The organism is Aliivibrio sp. A6 (genome assembly GCF_028765505.1).
Classification (GTDB): domain Bacteria; phylum Pseudomonadota; class Gammaproteobacteria; order Enterobacterales; family Vibrionaceae; genus Aliivibrio; species Aliivibrio finisterrensis_A.
In genome coordinates this window covers 18,925-37,639 of record NZ_JARACR010000027.1, presented here as the reverse complement: position 1 = coordinate 37,639, position 18,715 = coordinate 18,925, and the positions used below count along the sequence as shown (strand labels likewise).

13 protein-coding genes are annotated in these 18,715 nt (G+C 39.0%); 6 read left to right on the top strand and 7 right to left on the bottom strand.

Annotated elements, in window-relative coordinates:
• Positions 1-28: 28 nt before the first annotated feature.
• From PVK70_RS14800 to gcvH, 3 genes are all read right to left on the bottom strand, one after another.
• The gene (locus tag PVK70_RS14800; protein WP_422836545.1) at positions 29-2,113 is read right to left on the bottom strand and encodes an EAL domain-containing protein; all 2,085 of its coding nucleotides are present in this window, start codon (positions 2,111-2,113) and stop codon (positions 29-31) included.
• 312 nt (positions 2,114-2,425) lie between these two features.
• Positions 2,426-5,293 carry an aminomethyl-transferring glycine dehydrogenase gene (gene gcvP / locus PVK70_RS14795; RefSeq protein ID WP_130048825.1) on the bottom strand — a complete coding sequence of 956 codons (2,868 nt, stop codon included), beginning with the start codon at positions 5,291-5,293 and terminating at the stop codon, positions 2,426-2,428.
• A gap of 23 nt (positions 5,294-5,316) precedes the next feature.
• Positions 5,317-5,697: a glycine cleavage system protein GcvH gene (gene gcvH / locus PVK70_RS14790; RefSeq protein ID WP_130043741.1), complete on the bottom strand. Its 381-nt coding sequence runs from the start codon at positions 5,695-5,697 to the stop codon at positions 5,317-5,319.
• A gap of 299 nt (positions 5,698-5,996) precedes the next feature.
• Between gcvH and PVK70_RS14785 the strand changes: the two genes are divergently transcribed.
• The 3 genes from PVK70_RS14785 to PVK70_RS14775 all read left to right on the top strand — a co-directional run bounded on the left by PVK70_RS14785 (position 5,997) and on the right by PVK70_RS14775 (position 8,830).
• Positions 5,997-6,605 (top strand): helix-turn-helix domain-containing protein, encoded by a 609-nt coding sequence (locus PVK70_RS14785; protein WP_165367219.1) that lies wholly within the window; start codon positions 5,997-5,999, stop codon positions 6,603-6,605.
• A gap of 98 nt (positions 6,606-6,703) precedes the next feature.
• The gene (gene gcvT, locus PVK70_RS14780) at positions 6,704-7,822 is read left to right on the top strand and encodes a glycine cleavage system aminomethyltransferase GcvT (RefSeq protein WP_130048823.1); all 1,119 of its coding nucleotides are present in this window, start codon (positions 6,704-6,706) and stop codon (positions 7,820-7,822) included.
• 324 nt (positions 7,823-8,146) lie between these two features.
• Positions 8,147-8,830: a MaoC family dehydratase gene (locus tag PVK70_RS14775; protein WP_130043743.1), complete on the top strand. Its 684-nt coding sequence runs from the start codon at positions 8,147-8,149 to the stop codon at positions 8,828-8,830.
• A 120-nt stretch (positions 8,831-8,950) separates the two neighbouring features.
• On the opposite strand, the gene PVK70_RS14770 is transcribed toward PVK70_RS14775, so the two are convergent.
• Positions 8,951-9,850, bottom strand: a complete 900-nt coding sequence (locus tag PVK70_RS14770) for a chemotaxis protein (RefSeq protein WP_130048822.1) — start codon at positions 9,848-9,850, stop codon at positions 8,951-8,953.
• A gap of 143 nt (positions 9,851-9,993) precedes the next feature.
• On the opposite strand from PVK70_RS14770, the gene PVK70_RS14765 reads away from it, so the two are divergent.
• The gene (locus PVK70_RS14765; RefSeq protein WP_045103769.1) at positions 9,994-10,272 is read left to right on the top strand and encodes a peptidylprolyl isomerase; all 279 of its coding nucleotides are present in this window, start codon (positions 9,994-9,996) and stop codon (positions 10,270-10,272) included.
• An 86-nt stretch (positions 10,273-10,358) separates the two neighbouring features.
• Here PVK70_RS14765 and PVK70_RS14760 read toward each other — a convergent pair whose 3' ends face one another.
• Positions 10,359-11,663, bottom strand: coding sequence for an inosine/guanosine kinase (locus PVK70_RS14760; protein WP_130048821.1), 1,305 nt, complete (start codon positions 11,661-11,663; stop codon positions 10,359-10,361).
• Between the two features lie 462 nt (positions 11,664-12,125).
• Between PVK70_RS14760 and PVK70_RS14755 the strand changes: the two genes are divergently transcribed.
• A complete protein-coding gene (locus tag PVK70_RS14755) occupies positions 12,126-13,169 on the top strand; it encodes a GMP reductase (protein ID WP_130048820.1) in 1,044 nt (347 codons plus the stop codon).
• An 81-nt stretch (positions 13,170-13,250) separates the two neighbouring features.
• On the opposite strand, the gene PVK70_RS14750 is transcribed toward PVK70_RS14755, so the two are convergent.
• Positions 13,251-13,451, bottom strand: a complete 201-nt coding sequence (locus tag PVK70_RS14750) for a hypothetical protein (RefSeq protein WP_130048819.1) — start codon at positions 13,449-13,451, stop codon at positions 13,251-13,253.
• Between the two features lie 327 nt (positions 13,452-13,778).
• On the opposite strand from PVK70_RS14750, the gene PVK70_RS14745 reads away from it, so the two are divergent.
• The gene (locus PVK70_RS14745) at positions 13,779-14,255 is read left to right on the top strand and encodes a GGDEF domain-containing protein (protein WP_165367217.1); all 477 of its coding nucleotides are present in this window, start codon (positions 13,779-13,781) and stop codon (positions 14,253-14,255) included.
• Positions 14,256-14,330: 75 nt separating this feature from the next.
• Here the strand turns inward: PVK70_RS14745 and PVK70_RS14740 are convergent, their stop codons facing one another.
• Positions 14,331-18,683 (bottom strand): zinc-dependent metalloprotease, encoded by a 4,353-nt coding sequence (locus tag PVK70_RS14740; RefSeq protein WP_130048817.1) that lies wholly within the window; start codon positions 18,681-18,683, stop codon positions 14,331-14,333.
• Positions 18,684-18,715: the final 32 nt, after the last annotated feature.

The window sequence follows — 18,715 nt, the reverse complement described above, 5'->3', positions numbered from 1 at the left end:
GGGACTGTCCTTATCCCCTTTATCAGCTCTATGACTGAATTCGGTCTTGTAGTTTTAATAATTTCTGAACATCAGATAGGGGCATAGGCCTTGAAATAAGGAAGCCCTGGATTTTATCAACCCCGCAATCGACAACAAACTTAAACTCTTCTTCTGTTTCAATACCTTCAGCAACAACGTCACACTCAGCAATATGTCCCATCTTGGTAATTAATTGATAAAGCTGCTTTCCTTTTGGTGTAGTTGCGTCTAGTAATAAAGAGCGATCTAATTTGATTTTATCAAATGGGTATTTTAATAGATGAGGAAACGAGGCGTAACCCGTTCCAAAGTCATCCATAGCAATCTTTATTCCGTACGATCTTAAAATTTCTAGAGTATTCAGTAGATTATCACTGTTATTTAAAATAGCCTCTTCGGTGATTTCAATTTCTAACCATTGTGGCGGGATAGAGAAGTACTCTAATCTGCTAATCAAATGCTCTGCAAATCCCTCTTCTTCTATTGAAGCAACCGAAATATTGATGGCAATACGTTGATTTTGAGAAAGGGGCATTTTTTGCATATCTGCCAAGACTTTATCAATAACTAACTTGTCTAGTGTAGGCATCATTTTTAGTAGTTGAAAATCACTAATAAAGGTTGGAGGACAGATATTTCCAGCACTGTCTTGATAACGTAATAAGGCTTCAAATGAAATGGCGTCTTTTTTCACAATCGGTTGTAATAATTGGTAGTACATTACAAAGCCATCTTTATGAAGCATTTGAGATAAACGTTTTTGAGCAGATGAGTGCACTAAGCTGCTTGCTGCAGACGTTCTTACATTGGTTAATAAGTGCTGAAATATTGATTTCTCTACTGAGGCATTTGTAATCGAAGATTTATTATGCAGCGCATATTTACCCGCAAACGCAAGGTAGAATGGGCGGTAAACAAATATACCAGTAATAATAATGACAAGCTGTAGTAGGGTGCCTTCAATATTATCTCCCATAGCAATATAGCCACTAAATAATGGAGGTGTCATCCAGTCAACGATATTGGTGACTGGTGAGATGATACCTGAGAAGATCGCTAAATAAGTCATTAAAAAACTGATTATAGGCAGAGCGACGAATGGCACAATTAGCAATGGATTAAAGATAATAGGTAAGCCAAATAAAAGAACTTCATTGATATTGAACATAACCAAAGGCAAGGCGGTTAGGGCAAGCATGATATGGTTTTTCTCTTTAGAAAATAGCAAGATACATAATAGTAAGCTTATTGTATTCCCCGATCCTCCCATCGATAAAAAAGCATCGTAAAAGCCCTGGTTAATAATATTAAGGGAAGCTTCACCTGCAGCCCAGTCCGCCATGTTTTGTTGTGTATCGGCATAAATAGTCTGTTTAATCGTAAACAGCATATTATGACCATTAATACCAATTGCCCCCAGTAGTCCGAGTATCGTTTGATATACGATCCCGCCAGAGAAAGTTAAAGGATCGGCATTCATACTGCCAATCAATGCAGTAAAATAAGTGACTAATTTAGCCATTATTTTAGACAAAAATAAGGCTGAACTAGTAAAGAGAAAGAAATGGAAAACATGCTTGAATAAACGGGATGAAAAATCGAGAGATTGTGGTTCAAGCTGCTGTAAATTGAAACGATAGCAATATAAATAGGTAATCGAGGCGCTTAGTAATGCCAGTAATGGATTATTCGGAAAGTTAAAAGACGCCGATAAGCTACCACTTTCTATTGAGAGTAGATAAAAAAGAGTAACGGAATAAATAATAAATGATGCGCTACTAAAGGTTGTCTTATGAGATAAATAATACCCTGCAATAACACAAAATGAGAGCGGATAAATATTGATCAATAGGTTAGACAAATGAAAAAATAAATTTGAAGCGGCAGCATAGTCGAGCTGATTAAAAGTGTGGCCCAAAAGTACGGCGATTGCATTAGAGAGTGTTAAGGGAAGTAATAATAGTGCAATAGCAGAAAGATCATAAATATAAGAATGAGAAGCTAAGTGGCTAGCTTTAAATTTTTGATGTGATGATCTGATAAACGCTAAGAATGCGGAACTAAACAGTTTTGAGTTCAGGTTTGTTTTCAAATGAAACTATTCCCATAGGTGATGGTTTTACAAGCTCGAATTTAGTCGGTGAGTCATGCTGTGCCATCAGTAGCCAATAAAAGAGAGAAACGCTTAATTTTAATTATATGTGCTTTTTTAAAAGCGGCAAATTCTTACACAGAGATTATCAGGTTACTAGCTTTTGTTTGTGCTCTTAGTCATTTTTTTAATAAATATTTTAATCTATTTTTCATTCTAACCATTTGATTAATAACTTTTTTAGATATAAAAAAAGGCGAACCAAGTGGCCCGCCGTTTGTTTGTACTGGTTTTTCTTATAACTACAGAATATTATTCTGCATAATTATCAATGCTTGGACAAGAACAAATCAAGTTTCGATCACCAAATACATTATCCACACGGTTAACTGTTGGCCAGTATTTAGAGGCTTTTGCTTGAGTTGATGGGAAACACGCCACTTCACGAGTGTATGGGTGACCCCACTCATCAGACATTAGATCCACTTGAGTATGCGGTGCATTAACAAGTGGGTTATTGTCTAGCGGCCATTCGCCTTGTTGAACTTTATTCATCTCTTCACGAATCGCAATCATTGCCTCACAGAAACGATCAAGCTCTGCTAAGTCTTCAGATTCTGTTGGCTCAATCATTAACGTACCCGCCACTGGGAATGACATGGTTGGCGCATGGAAACCAAAGTCCATCAAACGTTTTGCAATGTCTTCTTCACTAATACCTGTTGCTTCTTTAAGCGGACGGATATCAATAATACATTCGTGCGCGATACGGCCATTGGTACCACGGTACAGAACAGGGTAGTGCGGACGTAGATGCTCCATTACGTAGTTGGCATTTAATATCGCCACTTTAGTCGCTTCAGTTAGGCCGACTTCACCCATCATAGCAATGTATGCCCATGAGATAGGAAGAATAGAGGCACTGCCTAGATCCGCTGCAGAAACCGCGTAATCTGACCCTTGAGCGCCGTTTTCAGAGTGACCCGGTAGGAAAGGCGCTAGGTGAGATTTAACACCAATAGGCCCCATACCCGGGCCGCCACCGCCGTGTGGAATACAGAAGGTTTTATGTAAGTTTAGATGAGATACATCAGAACCAATAAAGCCTGGGCTTGTTAAGCCAACTTGTGCATTCATGTTGGCACCATCAAGATACACTTGACCGCCAGCTTCATGAACCATATCGCATACTTCGCGTACTTGCTCTTCGTATACGCCATGTGTAGAAGGATAGGTGATCATGATACTTGATAAGTTTTCTTGGTGTTTAGCGATTTTTTCAGCTAAATCGATCATATCGATATTGCCGTTATCATCACATTTCACCACCACCACTTTCATTGATACCATTGAAGCCGTTGCAGGGTTAGTTCCGTGTGCAGAGCTTGGGATTAAGCAGACATTTCGATGAGCTTCACCACGGCTTTGATGATAACGCTGAATGGCAATTAGACCTGCGTATTCACCAGAAGCTCCAGAGTTAGGTTGTAGAGAAAACTCATCGTAGCCTGTAATTTCACACAGCATTGATTTTAGTGATGTTGCTAACGTTGTGTAGCCAGCAGCTTGGTTTAATGGTGCGAATGGGTGAATACCACCAAATTCAGGCCATGTTACCGGAAGCATTTCAGCCACAGCGTTTAACTTCATCGTACAAGATCCAAGCGGGATCATACCGTGAGTTAGTGAAAAATCTTTGTTTTCCAGTTTTTTCAAGTAACGCAACATTTGTGTTTCGCTGTGGTGCGTGTTGAACACTGGGTGGGTTAAAAATGAAGAAGTACGACGGCACGCTTCAGGGATAGCAGCAAACTCATCTGCACCGACTTCATTAGAAAGCGTATCACACTCTGCATTATCAACACCAAATACTGCCAGTAGTGCAACTAAATCAGAAACCGTGGTGGTTTCATCAAAGCTGATACCAAGCTGAGTATCAAACTTACGTAGGTTGATGCTTGCTGCTAATGCTTTAGTGTAAAGAATGTCTGTTTGTTGCTCAGTTTTAACCGTTAACGTATCAAAGAAGCTTTGATGTGCTAACTCAAATCCTGCTGATTGAAGTGCTTTTGCAACGATAGCCGTGAAGTGGTGTACACGACGAGCAATGGTTTTTAAACCTTCAGGACCGTGGTAAACCGCGTAGAAAGAAGCCATGTTTGCAAGCAGCGCTTGTGCAGTACAAATGTTTGATGTCGCTTTCTCACGACGAATATGCTGTTCACGTGTTTGCATTGCCATACGCAGTGCTTGGTTGCCTTTTGAATCAACCGATACACCAATAATTCGACCTGGCATTGAACGTTTTAATTTTTCACGTGTTGCCATGAATGCTGCGTGTGGGCCGCCGTATCCCATTGGTACGCCAAAGCGCTGTGCACTACCAATCGCAATATCTGCACCCATTTCACCCACTGGTTTAAGAAGCACAGAAGCAAGAAGGTCCGTAGCTACAACAACTAAGGTTTTTTTCGCTTGAGCTTGTTCAATCAGTGTTGATAAGTCTTTTACTTCACCCGTTGTGCCAGGGTATTGAAGTAGGGCACCAAACACATCATGTGAATCTAAGTTTGAGTCAGTATCAACAACAACGTCAAAACCGATGAATTTCGCACGGGTTTTAATCACCGCTAGTGTTTGTGGGTGAACATCATCTGCCACAAAGAAGGTATTACTCTTGCTCTTTCCACCGCGTTTACATAGCGTCATTGCTTCTGCCGCCGCCGTTGCTTCATCAAGTAAAGAGGCATTGGCAATATCAAGACCAGTTAAATCCATCACCATTTGTTGGTAATTTAATAGCGCTTCTAAACGACCTTGAGATATCTCTGGTTGGTAAGGTGTATACGCGGTATACCAACCTGGGTTTTCTAATACATTACGCAAAATCACATTCGGTGTGTGCGTGTTGTAATAGCCTTGGCCGATGTAGCTTGTATTGAGCGTATTTTGTTGAGCGATCTGTTTTAACTCAGCAAGCATGGCATTTTCAGAAAGGCCGTGAGGTAACTGCATTGGCTGAGGTAAACGAATTGAGCTTGGTACGGTTTCTTCGATTAATTTTTCTAGTGTTTCAGCGCCAACCGTATTGAGCATATGTTGATGCTGTGAAGAAGCGGGACCATTGTGGCGGCGAATAAACTCGTTATCCGTGCCTAATTGTTGAAGAAGCTGACTCATGATCTTAATCCTTTAAATTATTTTTATTCTTCTTCGATGCTTTCAAGGTATTGATCGCCCGGAATTAGGCTTTCTAATTGACCTTCATCAGACAGTTTAATTTTAGCAATCCAACCACCTTCATACGGTTCTTCATTAACAAGTTCTGGACTGTCTTCTAGCTCTTCATTGATTTCAACAATCACACCAGAAACAGGTGCATAGATATCAGACGCTGCTTTTACTGATTCAACTAAAGAGAAGTTTTCTTCTGCCGTTACTTCGTCATCTACATCAGGTAGGTCAACAAATACAACATCACCAAGTAGTCCTTGAGCGTGGTTTGAGATACCAACGGTTACTGTACCATCACCATTATCACGAACCCATTCGTGGCTTGCTGTAAATTTAAGATCTTTTTCCATGATACTTCTCCAGTGTGAATTGTCTTAAGCGAATTATATTAAGTGGAACTCAACAAGGTGTTATCTGTATTAATAACGACCATTAGATTACATCTGGTAAACATACAAGTGTGAAATGCAACATTCAACCGTCAAGTTTCCAATAAGAAACTTTGTTTCCCATTTTGCTACCTAGCGCACTTTTTCAGCATTCTTGTTGCTTTTTATCTCGCAATTTTCTCCTGATAAGATGAGTATTACAAAGGTAGATTGAATACTTAATGAGCAAGGAGCGCCGTTTGAGTAATCCTCAGAATGTTATGGCAGAAGCAAAAATCGTTAAAATTGAGAAAAATAACGAAGAGCAATCGATTGCACCGCTTGATCTTGGTAAGCGATTAAAAGATATCCGAATTCAACTTGGATTAACATTAGAAGAGGCGAGTAAACGAACTGGACTTGCTCGCTCTACGTTATCAAAAATTGAAAACGAACAGATTTCACCCACATTTCAAGCATTACAAAAACTCGCAAGTGGGTTGGATATCGCCATACCTCAAATATTTGAGCCGCCAAAACAAAAAGGGGCGGTAGGGCGTCGAGATATAACGCTTTCGCAGCAAGGTAAGCCTCACCCAACGGCGACCTATGAGCATGAATTATTGGCAACACAATTATCTAATAAAAGGATGATGCCATTTAAAAGTCGTATTCGTGCAAGAGACTTTGATGCTTATGCCGAATGGGTCCGCCATGACGGAGAAGAATTTTTATTGGTTTTAGAAGGTGAGGTTTGTTTTTACAGCGAATTTTACGAGCCAGTCAATTTAGCGGTAGGGGACAGTGTTTATTACGATGCCAGTATGGGACACGTATTGGTATCCATCAGTGAGGAAGACGCTCATATCCTCTGGGTTACCGCTAAGTAACCTGCAATCGATGAATCACAATCCACTATTTATTAGAAACCTAGATCCCAAGAATAACCGACACACTTAGCCAATATCAGGCAAATGGAGAAAGAAGAATGTCAGAACAACTAAATAAAACGGCACTTTTTGATATGCACGTCGCTGCTGGCGCAAAAATGGTCCCTTTTGCAGGATATGAAATGCCTGTTCAGTATCCCCTAGGCGTAAAAAAAGAACATCTTCATACTCGTGATGCCGTTGGCCTGTTTGATGTATCGCATATGGGGCAGCTTCGCTTAAAAGGTGAAGGGGCAGCTGCTGCACTAGAAGCACTAGTACCTGTTGATATTATTGATCTTCCTTCTCAGAAACAACGTTATGCATTTTTCACTAATGATGCGGGCGGTATTATGGATGACTTGATGGTGGCTAATTTTGGCGATCACCTGTTTGTTGTTGTGAATGCGGCATGTAAAGAACAAGACATTGCGCATCTACAAGCAAATCTTCCTGAAGGTGTTGAGCTTGAAGTGATTGACGATCGTGCTTTATTGGCATTACAAGGTCCTCAAGCGGCTGATGTATTATCACGACTTCAACCATCGGTTGCTTCTATGTTGTTTATGGATACAGCAGTTATTGAGATTAATGGCATTGAGTGCTATATCAGCCGCTCTGGGTATACAGGTGAGGATGGTTATGAAATCTCCGTGCCAAATGATAAAGCGGTAGAGCTTGCAGAGGCATTAACGTCTTTTGAAGAGGTGGAGTGGATTGGTCTTGGTGCGCGAGATTCTCTGCGTCTTGAGTGTGGTTTATGTTTATACGGTCATGATTTAGATACAACTACGACGCCAGTAGAAGCAAGTTTACTATGGGGTATCAGTAAAAATCGTCGTGCGGACGGTGAGCGTGCAGGTGGGTTCCCTGGTGCAGATATCATCTTAAAGCAAATCGAAACGAAAGATGTGAATCGTAAACGTGTTGGTTTAGTGGGGCAAAGTAAAGCGCCAGTGCGTGAAGGCTGCAAGTTATTTGATGCGGCTGATAATGAGATTGGCATTGTGACCTCAGGTACCGCAGGTCCAACAGCAGGAAAGCCGGTTTCTATGGGGTATGTAAGAGCAGATCTAGCCATTATTGGTACAGAAGTGTTCGCAGAGGTTCGTGGTAAAAAATTAGCAATGACGGTAGAGAAAATGCCGTTTGTACCGCAACGCTACTATAGAGGTTAGTTTATTAGAGCTAGAGGCTCCTAATCACGCTAATAGAAATGAATGAATAGAGCAAAAAGAGTATATAGCTATGCTCTTTTTTTTGTCTGTGAAAAAAGTACAAGCACGGATTTCTCTTTATAAAGTAGAAGATATGTCTGATTTTTGAAATTAATTGTACACTGTGCATATTGGTCTATCTATATGAATTTCAAATCTTTATCGCAACTCAGCGAACGCTTGTATGCTCGGAAAATGTTTGCAAAAAAACGTGACCTGTAACACAATTATATACATGGCACTTAAACATTGTTTTTACGATTAGATATCAAATAAGGTTTCTCTATGAAGGTTGTCGATTTTCTAAAGCATAAGCGTGAATATCTGGCGAAACATCCCTTTGAATTAAAAGATTGGATGTCACCAACCATAAAAGATTACTGGATTGAATTTTTAAATAAAGCCAACAACATTCACATTATTTCGTGGGTTAAAGAGCATAAGCGCGCTGTTAATGAGCAGCAAAGTGCGGCTGTTCAACCTGAGCCAATTGAAATGAACTTAGATACTCAAGCTGTATTTGAAGAGTTAACCGCTCGTTTGGGCGAAGAAATCCATATTGGCGATTGGTCAATGATGGATCAAGAACGCATTAATAGTTTTGGTGCAGTCACTGAGGATATGCAATGGATCCATACTGATCCAGAAAGAGCATCAGCAGAATCACCATTTAAAACACCGATTGCACATGGATTTTTAACTTTGTCTATGTTGTCAAAACTGACGGATAACGTAGGTAGTGATAATTTACTGTTCCCTACGGCTAAAATGACCGTAAACTACGGTTTAAACAAGGTACGTTTTCCATATCCTGTAAAAGCGGGTAAGCGAATTCGTGCAAGAAGTACGCTAATGTCGGTAACGCCGATCAAGCGTGGCTTAGAAATTGAAACTGAAGTGAAAGTCGAAATCGAAAAATGTCGCCGTCCAGGTTGTGTTGCTGTTTCTGTAATACGTTTATACTTTTAAGTTTTTTGATTAGCTTGTTTTAAAAACTGCTTATAGTAGAAAATAAAAACGCGTTAACCTAGCTAAGGTAACGCGTTTTTTTGTATCTGTAATTTTTGTTCACTACTGGCATTGGTATAACTAGGCAACTTGTCGATTGTTATGATTTGCACCGCGTAGCATGGCTTGAACTAATTCCGTAGCTTCAAATTTCGTTAACGCTTCATGAGCCCCAACTTGATGTGCCTGCTCAACACAGATCTCACTTGATAGGGAAGTATGAAGGATCACATAAGCGTCTTTCAATCGAGCGTCATTTTGGATTTCAAATGCTAATTCATAGCCATCTAATCCCGGCATTTCAATATCGCTTACCACGATATTATATGGATTCCCTTCATCAGAAGCTTTCTTTAGCATTTCATAAGCATCTAATCCGTTTATTGCGACTTGGTAAGGGATATTAATGCTATCTAATGCTGTCGACAGTTGTTTACGAGCAACAAAAGAGTCATCAACTAATAAGATATTTAATGGCTTTAGCTTTTCTCTTTCTACATCAGATAAAATTGGGTATAAATTTGAGGTATCTTCTGGGTAGATTTTTGATAATAGAAGCTCAACATCAAGCAGCTGTACTATGTTATCTTCAACACGAGTTATGCCTGTTACAAATACATTAGACCCCGCCGTTTTTGGTGAGGATTCAATTGCTTTCCAGTCACACTCAATAATTTTATCTATTGCTCTTACTGCAAAGCCAACTACAGTGCGCATACAGTCGGTGATGATAATATAGCAATCTTTAAATTCGTCTTGATGAAGTGCTCTAAAGCCAACTGCAGCAGACATATCAATGATTGGAATTGCCATATCACGAATGGTTGCGGTCCCTAATACGTGGTGGTGCGAGTAGGGAATGGAAGTCAACGCTTGAAAAGGTACGATCTCACGAACTTTCAACGTACCAATAGCAAAACGTTGAGTTAGCGTGAGTTTAAAAAGCAGCATACCTTGCGATTGATTCGCTTTGCTTTTCATAAGTAATGGCCTTCTGAAAATGATTATTTTTATGAATCTAATTGTAGTTTTTTTGAGACGGTTTTTAAAGGTGAGACTATCAATTGATAGCGAATAAACGATATAATTAACACTAATTTATCTAGAATCATTTTGAGGTATTCATGGCTAGCACTGCAGCTGCGCTACACATTCTTGTTAAACATAAAGAACAAGCAGAAGACATTATTCAGCAGCTTAAAAAAGGCGCTAAATTTCACGTATTAGCAAAGAAATACTCGAGCTGCCCTTCTGGTAAAAAAGGCGGTGATTTAGGTGAATTTAAGAAAGGCCAAATGGTACCGCAGTTTGATAAAGTGTGCTTTAGTGGTGAAACTCTTGTCCCGCACCTAGTAAAAACTAAATTTGGTTGGCATGTAGTGAAGGTGCTTTACCGTACTTAAATAGCCAGTTAAAAGTCGTATTACAGATACAAAAAATCCGACGTTTGGCGTCGGATTTTTTTATGAAGGAACAATAAGGTTTTAGCTTAACGCTCCCAGTATGCTTCTTCTAAACAATCTTCACGTTCAGGCATTGATTTAGATAAACGTGGTGAGTGTTGAGTTAATACTTCGTAGCTTGCACGGTTTGAATACTTACAAATTTGAGAGAAAGAAGAGTAAGTTAAATATTCTGCATCGTGCTTACTTGAGTTTGGCACATTCTCTTTATGGTAGTAATTTGCAGCCATGTCATGAAGTAAAGCAGATAATGCTGCATCGCCTGCACCATTAGTGTTTTTAATCTCCATTGGGCCACCCATGTAAGGGGCAATGTGAGAAGACACTTTAATTGGTTTGGTACATTGTGCTTTCATCATTGGGCGGCTGTATTCAAAACGGTTGAATTCAGGGATGTTACCAGGAAGAAGTGGCTTGTCCGTTTCGCGTTTAATGCTTTCTTCTGTAAAGCCAGCCATGTATAAACCAACAGGACCCGCAGTACAAAGTACTAAGTCAACCCACTCTAATGCTTTATCTGCTGCTAGTAGGGGATCTTTCTCACCAGTAAGGGCTTCAGCTTCTTCTTCGTTCATTGCAACAACCGTTACATTTTCTTTTAAGAAAGCTTGCCACCATTCTGCTTTGCCTTCGATAACGTACTTAGTGCCTAGAGTTAGAACTACAGGAACGTTATGAGATTTTGCACAATCAATCGCTTTTTGAACTGCATCCATCATAGGATCGCCTTCTTTACCACGAACTAGATAAGAAGAAATCACTAAAGCAGAGGCTTTTTCAAAGATATGCTCAGGAACGTGAGCAGGGCACAGTTGGTTCATGTCACCTTCATTGATTGCAAACGTGCGTTCGCCATCTTCAGAAATCAAGGTGTAACAACGACCGATAGGGCCTTGAACTGGTTGTAGGTGATCTAAGTCCATACGGCTTGTTGTATTACATAAGTAACGATAAGCGTAAGAGCCGATTTTGATGTTTTCACTCATAACGCCAAGCAGGATAGATTTGCTGTCTGCTAACACTGAGTAGTTATGAAGGGTATTACCAATGGTATCACCAGGATACTCATGACTGATCAAGTTTCTTTCAAACAGTTCTTTATATAAAGCTTCTGCTTTTGATTCTTCAAGAACCAGTGAATGACCTTTACTTAACTGGTGACGCGCTAAGAAATCATCATCGACCTTAGCTTCAATGTCGACAATGGTTTGACCAACACCAATAAGGTGGGTGCGTTCAAGTTTAGGCGTTTGTTTGATTTGATTCACTAATGGATCGCGAGTGTGAACAGGAAAATAGTGTTTAGACTTACGTTGGCCAGGAAACTTCATGAATTAAAGATCAGTTAATAAGTGAATTTTCCAAGATTATATCACAAGTTTTTTCATTAACGTTCATCAATCGATTAAAAAAATGAGATATAGATCACTCGTGATTTTTAATCGATTACCGCAAACGTTTACTTTGTAAAAATATCTTAAAATCTTATCAGAATGATGGTTTATATATCCTGCTGTTTTAGTGCAGTCTGTTAGAGTTATATTTTGCTTATTCTGCTGTTTTAGGTGAAGTGTTCTGTTTGTTGGCTTTTGTTTGCAGATTTATCAATAGTATCATAAAAAAAATTGAATTATCAGGCTTGCAGAATAAGTTTCCGGCCCTATAATACTGAAAACCGGAGCGCCTGCCAGCGCCCCGGTTTTTTTGTGCCTGCTATCTTGGATTGTTAACTGCCTTCTGCCAAAGGCAACAAGAGATAGTAGAGCCACTATCGATAATACGAGGAATTTATCATGCGTATCGAACAAGAATTAAAGTTAGGCTTCAAAGATGTACTGTTTCGTCCTAAGCGTTCAACACTGAAAAGTCGCTCTCAAGTCGAATTAACCCGCGAGTTTACATTCAAACACAGTGGACGTCAATGGTCTGGTACACCAGTAATTGCAGCTAATATGGATTCTGTTGGTAGTTTCGCTATGGCTAAAGCGCTTTCTGAGCACGGTGTAATGACGGCGATACATAAACACTACACTGTTGAAGATTGGGCTGGTTTTGTAAAAGAGAACGATGCATCTGTTCTTAAAAATTCAATGGTTTCTACGGGTACATCTGAAGCAGATTTCCAAAAGACAAAAGATATCATGGCATTAACAGATGACTTAATCTTTATTTGTATCGATATCGCAAACGGTTACTCTGAGCATTTAGTTCAATATGTAGAGAAAGTACGTGCTGAATTCCCAGACAAAGTGATTTCTGCTGGTAATGTTGTTACTGGTGATATGGTTGAAGAACTTATCCTAGCTGGTGCTGATATCGTTAAAGTAGGTATTGGCCCAGGTTCTGTATGTACTACACGCGTTAAAACAGGTGTTGGTTACCCACAACTTTCTGCAATCATTGAATGTGCTGACGCAGCGCACGGCCTTGGTGGTCGTATCATTGGTGACGGCGGCTGTTCATGTGCTGGTGACGTGTCTAAAGCGTTCGGTGGCGGTGCTGATTTCGTAATGCTAGGCGGTATGCTAGCTGGTCACGAAGAGTCAGGTGGTGAAGTTATCGAGCAAGACGGTAAGCAGTTCATGAAATTCTATGGAATGTCTTCACAAAGCGCGATGGACAAGCACTCAGGTGGTGTTGCTAAGTACCGTGCAGCTGAAGGTAAAACCGTACTATTACCATTCCGTGGTTCAGTTCATACAACGATTTCTGACATCCTTGGCGGTGTACGTTCAACTTGTACATACGTAGGCGCGGCGCAGCTTAAAGAGCTAACTAAGCGTACTACTTTCATCCGAGTACAAGAGCAAGAGAACAACGTTTTCGGTAAAGAGTGATAGCAAGGTTTATTGAAAGCATTTAATTGAAAAAGGGCCACAAATAAGTGGCCCTTTTTATTTTAAATAGGTATAGAAAAATCAATTATTATAGTATCTTTCGCCATCAATTACCCAGCTTGAAACAACGTTAGAGTCTCTTAGCTCTACCTTAATTTCGGTCATGTTTCGCGCACCTTTACCTAATAGTTCAGAGTAAAGTGTTTCTGCTTCTCTTTCTGCAGTTGCTTGGCCTTTTGTTCCTAGCTCAGCGGGTACTTTATATATAAATTCAGGTTTCATGGTAATCCTTCTCCTTTCAACTTCATTCTCCTAAACCATAACATGTTTCTTTAACAGAAGGTAAACTTATCTCTCATAAAAATAACGATTGATAAATAATTAATTATTTATCAATGATTTAAAGTGTTACTTGTTTTAACAGAGGCTCATTCATATAATCATTGTGATGACTGGATGTATTCACTTATTGAATTATATTGTTGCTTATAATGGTTTTAATTCTATAAATTGAGATAAGATCTCACTTTATAAACTTCTATCATTGATATGACACAAAGGCTGTTTTTACCATCTTTGTTATTTTCACTCACGATTTTCTTTTTGCGGATGAATTACAATCGACGTAAGTATTTATTGCAATATGATCGTATGACAGGGTTTTATCGTCGTGATTTTTATGAAAAACGTTTAAAAAGAATGAGAACTCATGCTTTGTTAATTATCGACATTGATCACTTTAAGCGTATTAATGATACTTACGGGCATAAAAAAGGCGATGAGGTTATTCAAGAAGTTGCTGAACGTATTTTACATACTATCCGACGAAAAGACGTAGCAGTACGATGGGGTGGTGAAGAATTTCTGATTACATTCAAGTCGTACAGTTATCAGCAATTAGAAGCGAAAGCGGAACAAATAAGAGTTGCTATCGATTCTGAGCTTATTAAAAAGCTGCCTGTTACCATATCTATAGGTGCTATTGCTGAGTCTGATATTTCATTTTCTGAAGCGTATAAGCTTGCAGATTCAGCGTTATATTTATCTAAAGAAAATGGTAGGAATAAAGTAACAATGGCTGATTAACTTTTAGGTATATTTCTATTATTTGAGATGAAGAAAGCCAGCGATTATGCTGGCTTTTGTTTGTGTGAAAAGTTCCTAGTGGCGTATCACTACGGTAGGAAGTCTATTTAGAGTCTGTTTGATTTTTTGATAATTACTGTCAATTACGCGGAAATCATTATCTAAGTAGGCCTTTATTAACAAAGGATCTTGTTCCCATAAAGTCACTTCTCGAGGTTCTATCGCTGACTCTATTTGCTCTTGATAATTTTGGGCAACGGTTTGAATCAAATCAAAATTTTCAAGGTCTCTATGGTAAATAAGTTGAAGGTAAACAGTTATATTAATAATGTCATTAATAGGATATTCCTTGCCTGTTGCTTCTTCTTTGAAATCCCCATTATCTAACTGAGTTAGAACGCCACTTTCGATTAAGTTACCAAGTACGGTATTAATACCATAGTTTAGCGCGTCATTTGTTAATGTTTCGAAACCCCAAGCATGTAATTGATCTACAACAGGTTTTACTTCGTTTGACATTGAACGAATTAACTCATGATTTTTAAACGCAATAACAGTTTGATATACAGGTACAGTTGTCATATTTAGGAATTTATCCCACGTATTAAGAACCGTTTGTAACTCAGCTCTTGTGTACGCAGCAAAAGTTGTCGTTAACTCACTTGGTGAAAGTGCGTCTAATTGATGAGCGTATTTCCAAGCAAGCGTATTTTCTTCAGTCGCAGCGTATTTTTTATTGTTTAATATGAAGGTTATATTCTCATCTGGTAGATAATAGCTGTCTGTCTCTTTTACCCAACTGTTAAATTGGTTGAGTGAACGTTCACGAACATCGTAATCGGTAGAATGAATGTTTTTTGCTGCCATTGCGATCAGCATCGAAGGTATGTCTGCACGAGCAGTACACGATATATTTAAAAAATCAGTAATACCACATGGCATAGGAGGTAAAGCTTCTAATTTATCAGTAAAGTGAAGGCTTACTGGTATTTCAGGAATGATTGTTTCACCTTTGCTGTTAATCATTTCAACCGGGGAAGCAAGTGGGGTACCTGCTACTAAGTGCTCCATTATATTATCAAACTCTTGCTTAACACCGGGCCAATCCATTAGTGCAGCAAAGCTTGGTTCATCAGTGTAACGTAAAGTATTACGACGAGCTAAGAAGTATGAAGATAAAGCTTTATCTGGCCAAATACCTAATGTTGATACTGAGTTAGAGTAGTTATTATCTGGAGAAAAGCTACTTACCGAGTTCAAAAATTTGCCACCTTTGGTCTCCAGTGTTGCTTGGGTGAAGTTCTTAGTATCTATATCATTGCTTACTATTGCGATTGCTTCTTGAATGACATCATCAAAACAAGAGGCAGAAGAAATATCATAATCTTCAGGAATGTGGCGTCTTAGTTTTAATGATAGATATTCACCAAATGAAACAAGTTGAGTGTCGATAACTGCGGCTTCAGGAGATGTGCTTTGTTTTGTTTCGATAATACATTGATGCTCAGGTGTTTTTAATACACTCAAAAAGAAGCTTGCGGCTTGTTTTGTTGCATTTCCGTATTCACAATACCATAAGTCGTTTGTCTTACCAATTCGACAATTTGATTCAGTAATGAAACCAAAAAAATCAAGGGGTTTATCTGTTGGTCTTGTATAGCCTAGCTTAGAAAAAAAGTTATCCTGAAGTTCAGTATCTTCGATTACTTCTCGAATTTCGTTCATGAATGAAAAACGACTCTGAATGTATCGAATATAATTTCCTGTTGTTAATCCTGAGTCACTTAAGATCCCAGCGTTTGTATTTTCATAGTTATCAAGATAACGCTGCCATTTATAAAGAACGATTTCTTCTAAGTTGGTACCTTCATCAAAACGGTTACAGTCACTATTCAGGCTGACATTTCCATCGGTACAGAAGTCAAAATCAACACGTTCAAATTTGCTACTAACATTTTGGTTTTCAACTTGCTTAAAATAATGCATAACACCATATTTAACGGCATCCGTTTGATGCTCTTGTAATGCCAGTTGGTCAAACTTATTTAAATCACAAGTATATTTAGACATATCAGAGCCATCACTATTGATATCTCCAAGCGGTTCAACTTTTGTACATGTGATGTATGGATTATCTGTACTTAAGTGAGCCACAATGCCACTAGAGGCAAAGTTTTGATAGCTATTATACTGTTCTGTTTGTTCGTTGTGAGCGTATAAATAATTATTCCACGTTCCGTATTGATCAAGGATGGCTTGAGTTTTTTCCCATGCATTTAATTGCGTTTGTTCTTCTTCTGTTAATTCACGATCATCAGGGGCAATGAACTCAGGTGCTTGCTCAATAAGATCTTCTGGTTTATCTACTTGCGGTGATGGTGAAAAGTCGATTACATCTACTTTACGGCCGTAAGCAAATTTAAATGCAGCGACATCATAAAGTCCCCACGTAGGGATCTCATCAAACATACTTGGTGCGTAATCCATTGTTGAGCTATATGCCGGAATACCATTGATGCCTAATGCTTCAGCTTGCGCTGGCGATAGGTAGTTATTTGAATCGTTAGATCCCTTGAAGTTATGACGTAACCCAAGGTTATGTCCTATTTCATGCACTAAGGTATTCGTGTAAGTGGTGATAGTAAGCATATCTGCCGCTTTTCTTTGTAGCTCAGGAGACAGTTGCTTCCATTTTTTCAATACTTTGGCTTGTAGATGATCACCATCATAAACTTCTGTGAAATAAGCGTCTGATAAATTCAGATTTTCGAGCATGGTTTTTTGTGTGGCTGAGATCCACATTGCTTCAACAGGGTATACGCTATTTTCTGACCAAAGTTGAAGTCGTTGCATGTCCGCTTTAGCTACATCCTCAAAACTAGAGTGATCATGAACCGGATTAAGGTGATTAAGTTGAATTGGAGGAAGAGAATAATTGTCCTGAATTGGTTCAATGTATTGAGCTAGTTGAGAGCCATAAGGATCTTCATTTACAATTCGATCTGCTTCAAGTTGCCTAACAACTTGATTATTCATTGCTTGTTGAACTTGCTGATTTTCAACGGCTCCTTCTTCTGCAGGTGCTTCATCAGGAACGACGGTTTTTTCTGCAGGCACAAAGTAATCCACATTTGCTAATTGTTTGTTGTTGTATAAGCGGACTAAATTATTCCAGTAGTATGACGATCCAGTACGAGCTACGCCCGAGTATTGGTTTACATGCGCTTTAATAATTTCACCGGTTCTTGGATTAGCAATGGATGGACCATAACCTAATAAGCCATTATCAAGAGGCTCATCAACAAGATTGATCACGTTATAACGCAAATCTCCCGCATGAATACCCATGCCTTCTGTTTTATTAACAATCTTAATTTGTGGCTTCCCACTGTTAGGCTCAAGTACATTCAGTGTTAAGTTCATTTTATTGATAGTTTCAATGGTTGCATCAAGGTAAATCTTATTTTTATCTTCAAAGAAATTGTCAGAAAGATAATAGTCGATGCTGCCTTTTGATGGATTAAAGCGATTTAGATAGGTTATATCGTTGTATTTATTCGTAATAGAATCGAGTTTTAATGTTGTTGTTGTAAAGAAACCAAAATCATCATCATCTCCGCCAGGGTAAACAATAGGAGTGTAATCTTCAGATGCTAAGTGACTTTCATGAACAAGAGAGTAATAAAAGCGAGATTTGAATGAGCCTTTTGCCATCTCTTCTTCCATTGCTGACCAATCCATATAGCGAGATAGTTTGTCAAAATTGATCTTAAATGTTTGCTCAAGCTCGAAGTTTAATACTCCTTTCTTTGGATCAAATTCCCACGAGATCACTTCTGGTGAACCTTGAGGTGTTAAGCCGTCTTTGGTTCCATATAACTCATCCCAGTTTAAGTCACTAACTAGTGTCGATTCTGGGCTTGGCGTAAAGTGGGTATTGTTTCTAAAGGTGGTGTTGCTAAGGTTTGGATCGGAGTCTTTCTCTTCGGTGTTAGTACAATCACCATAACTGTCTTCTCGACATTGATACTTTGCATAGCTACCAGGGATGGTCATAACGTGAGGGAAGTTAACTTGGTCGTCTGAACCAATGTTATTTTGATCTTGTGGTAAACAGTAGCCATTCTTATCTTTAGGTAATAAAAGGTCTGGGTTGTTATTGTCGTACCCACGAACTTCTAAACCTTCGTCAGAAAAACAAAGTTCAACATAACGGCCCATACCTTGTAAGAAAGGAAATTGAGTTACGGCAAAGCGAGGTGCAGCACCCGTAGTTGGCGCATAAAACCAGCGTCCATCAAGACGAAGATCTTGAACCTGAACTTCGGTTACGTCTTTTTCTAATGCATCATATTCTTGCTCTTCTGGTGCACAACCAGTCAGAGTTGCGGTAATGGCCGCGGCTAATGAAAGTTTTCTAAATATCATAATGTTCACATCCTGTTGTTATTTTTTTTCTT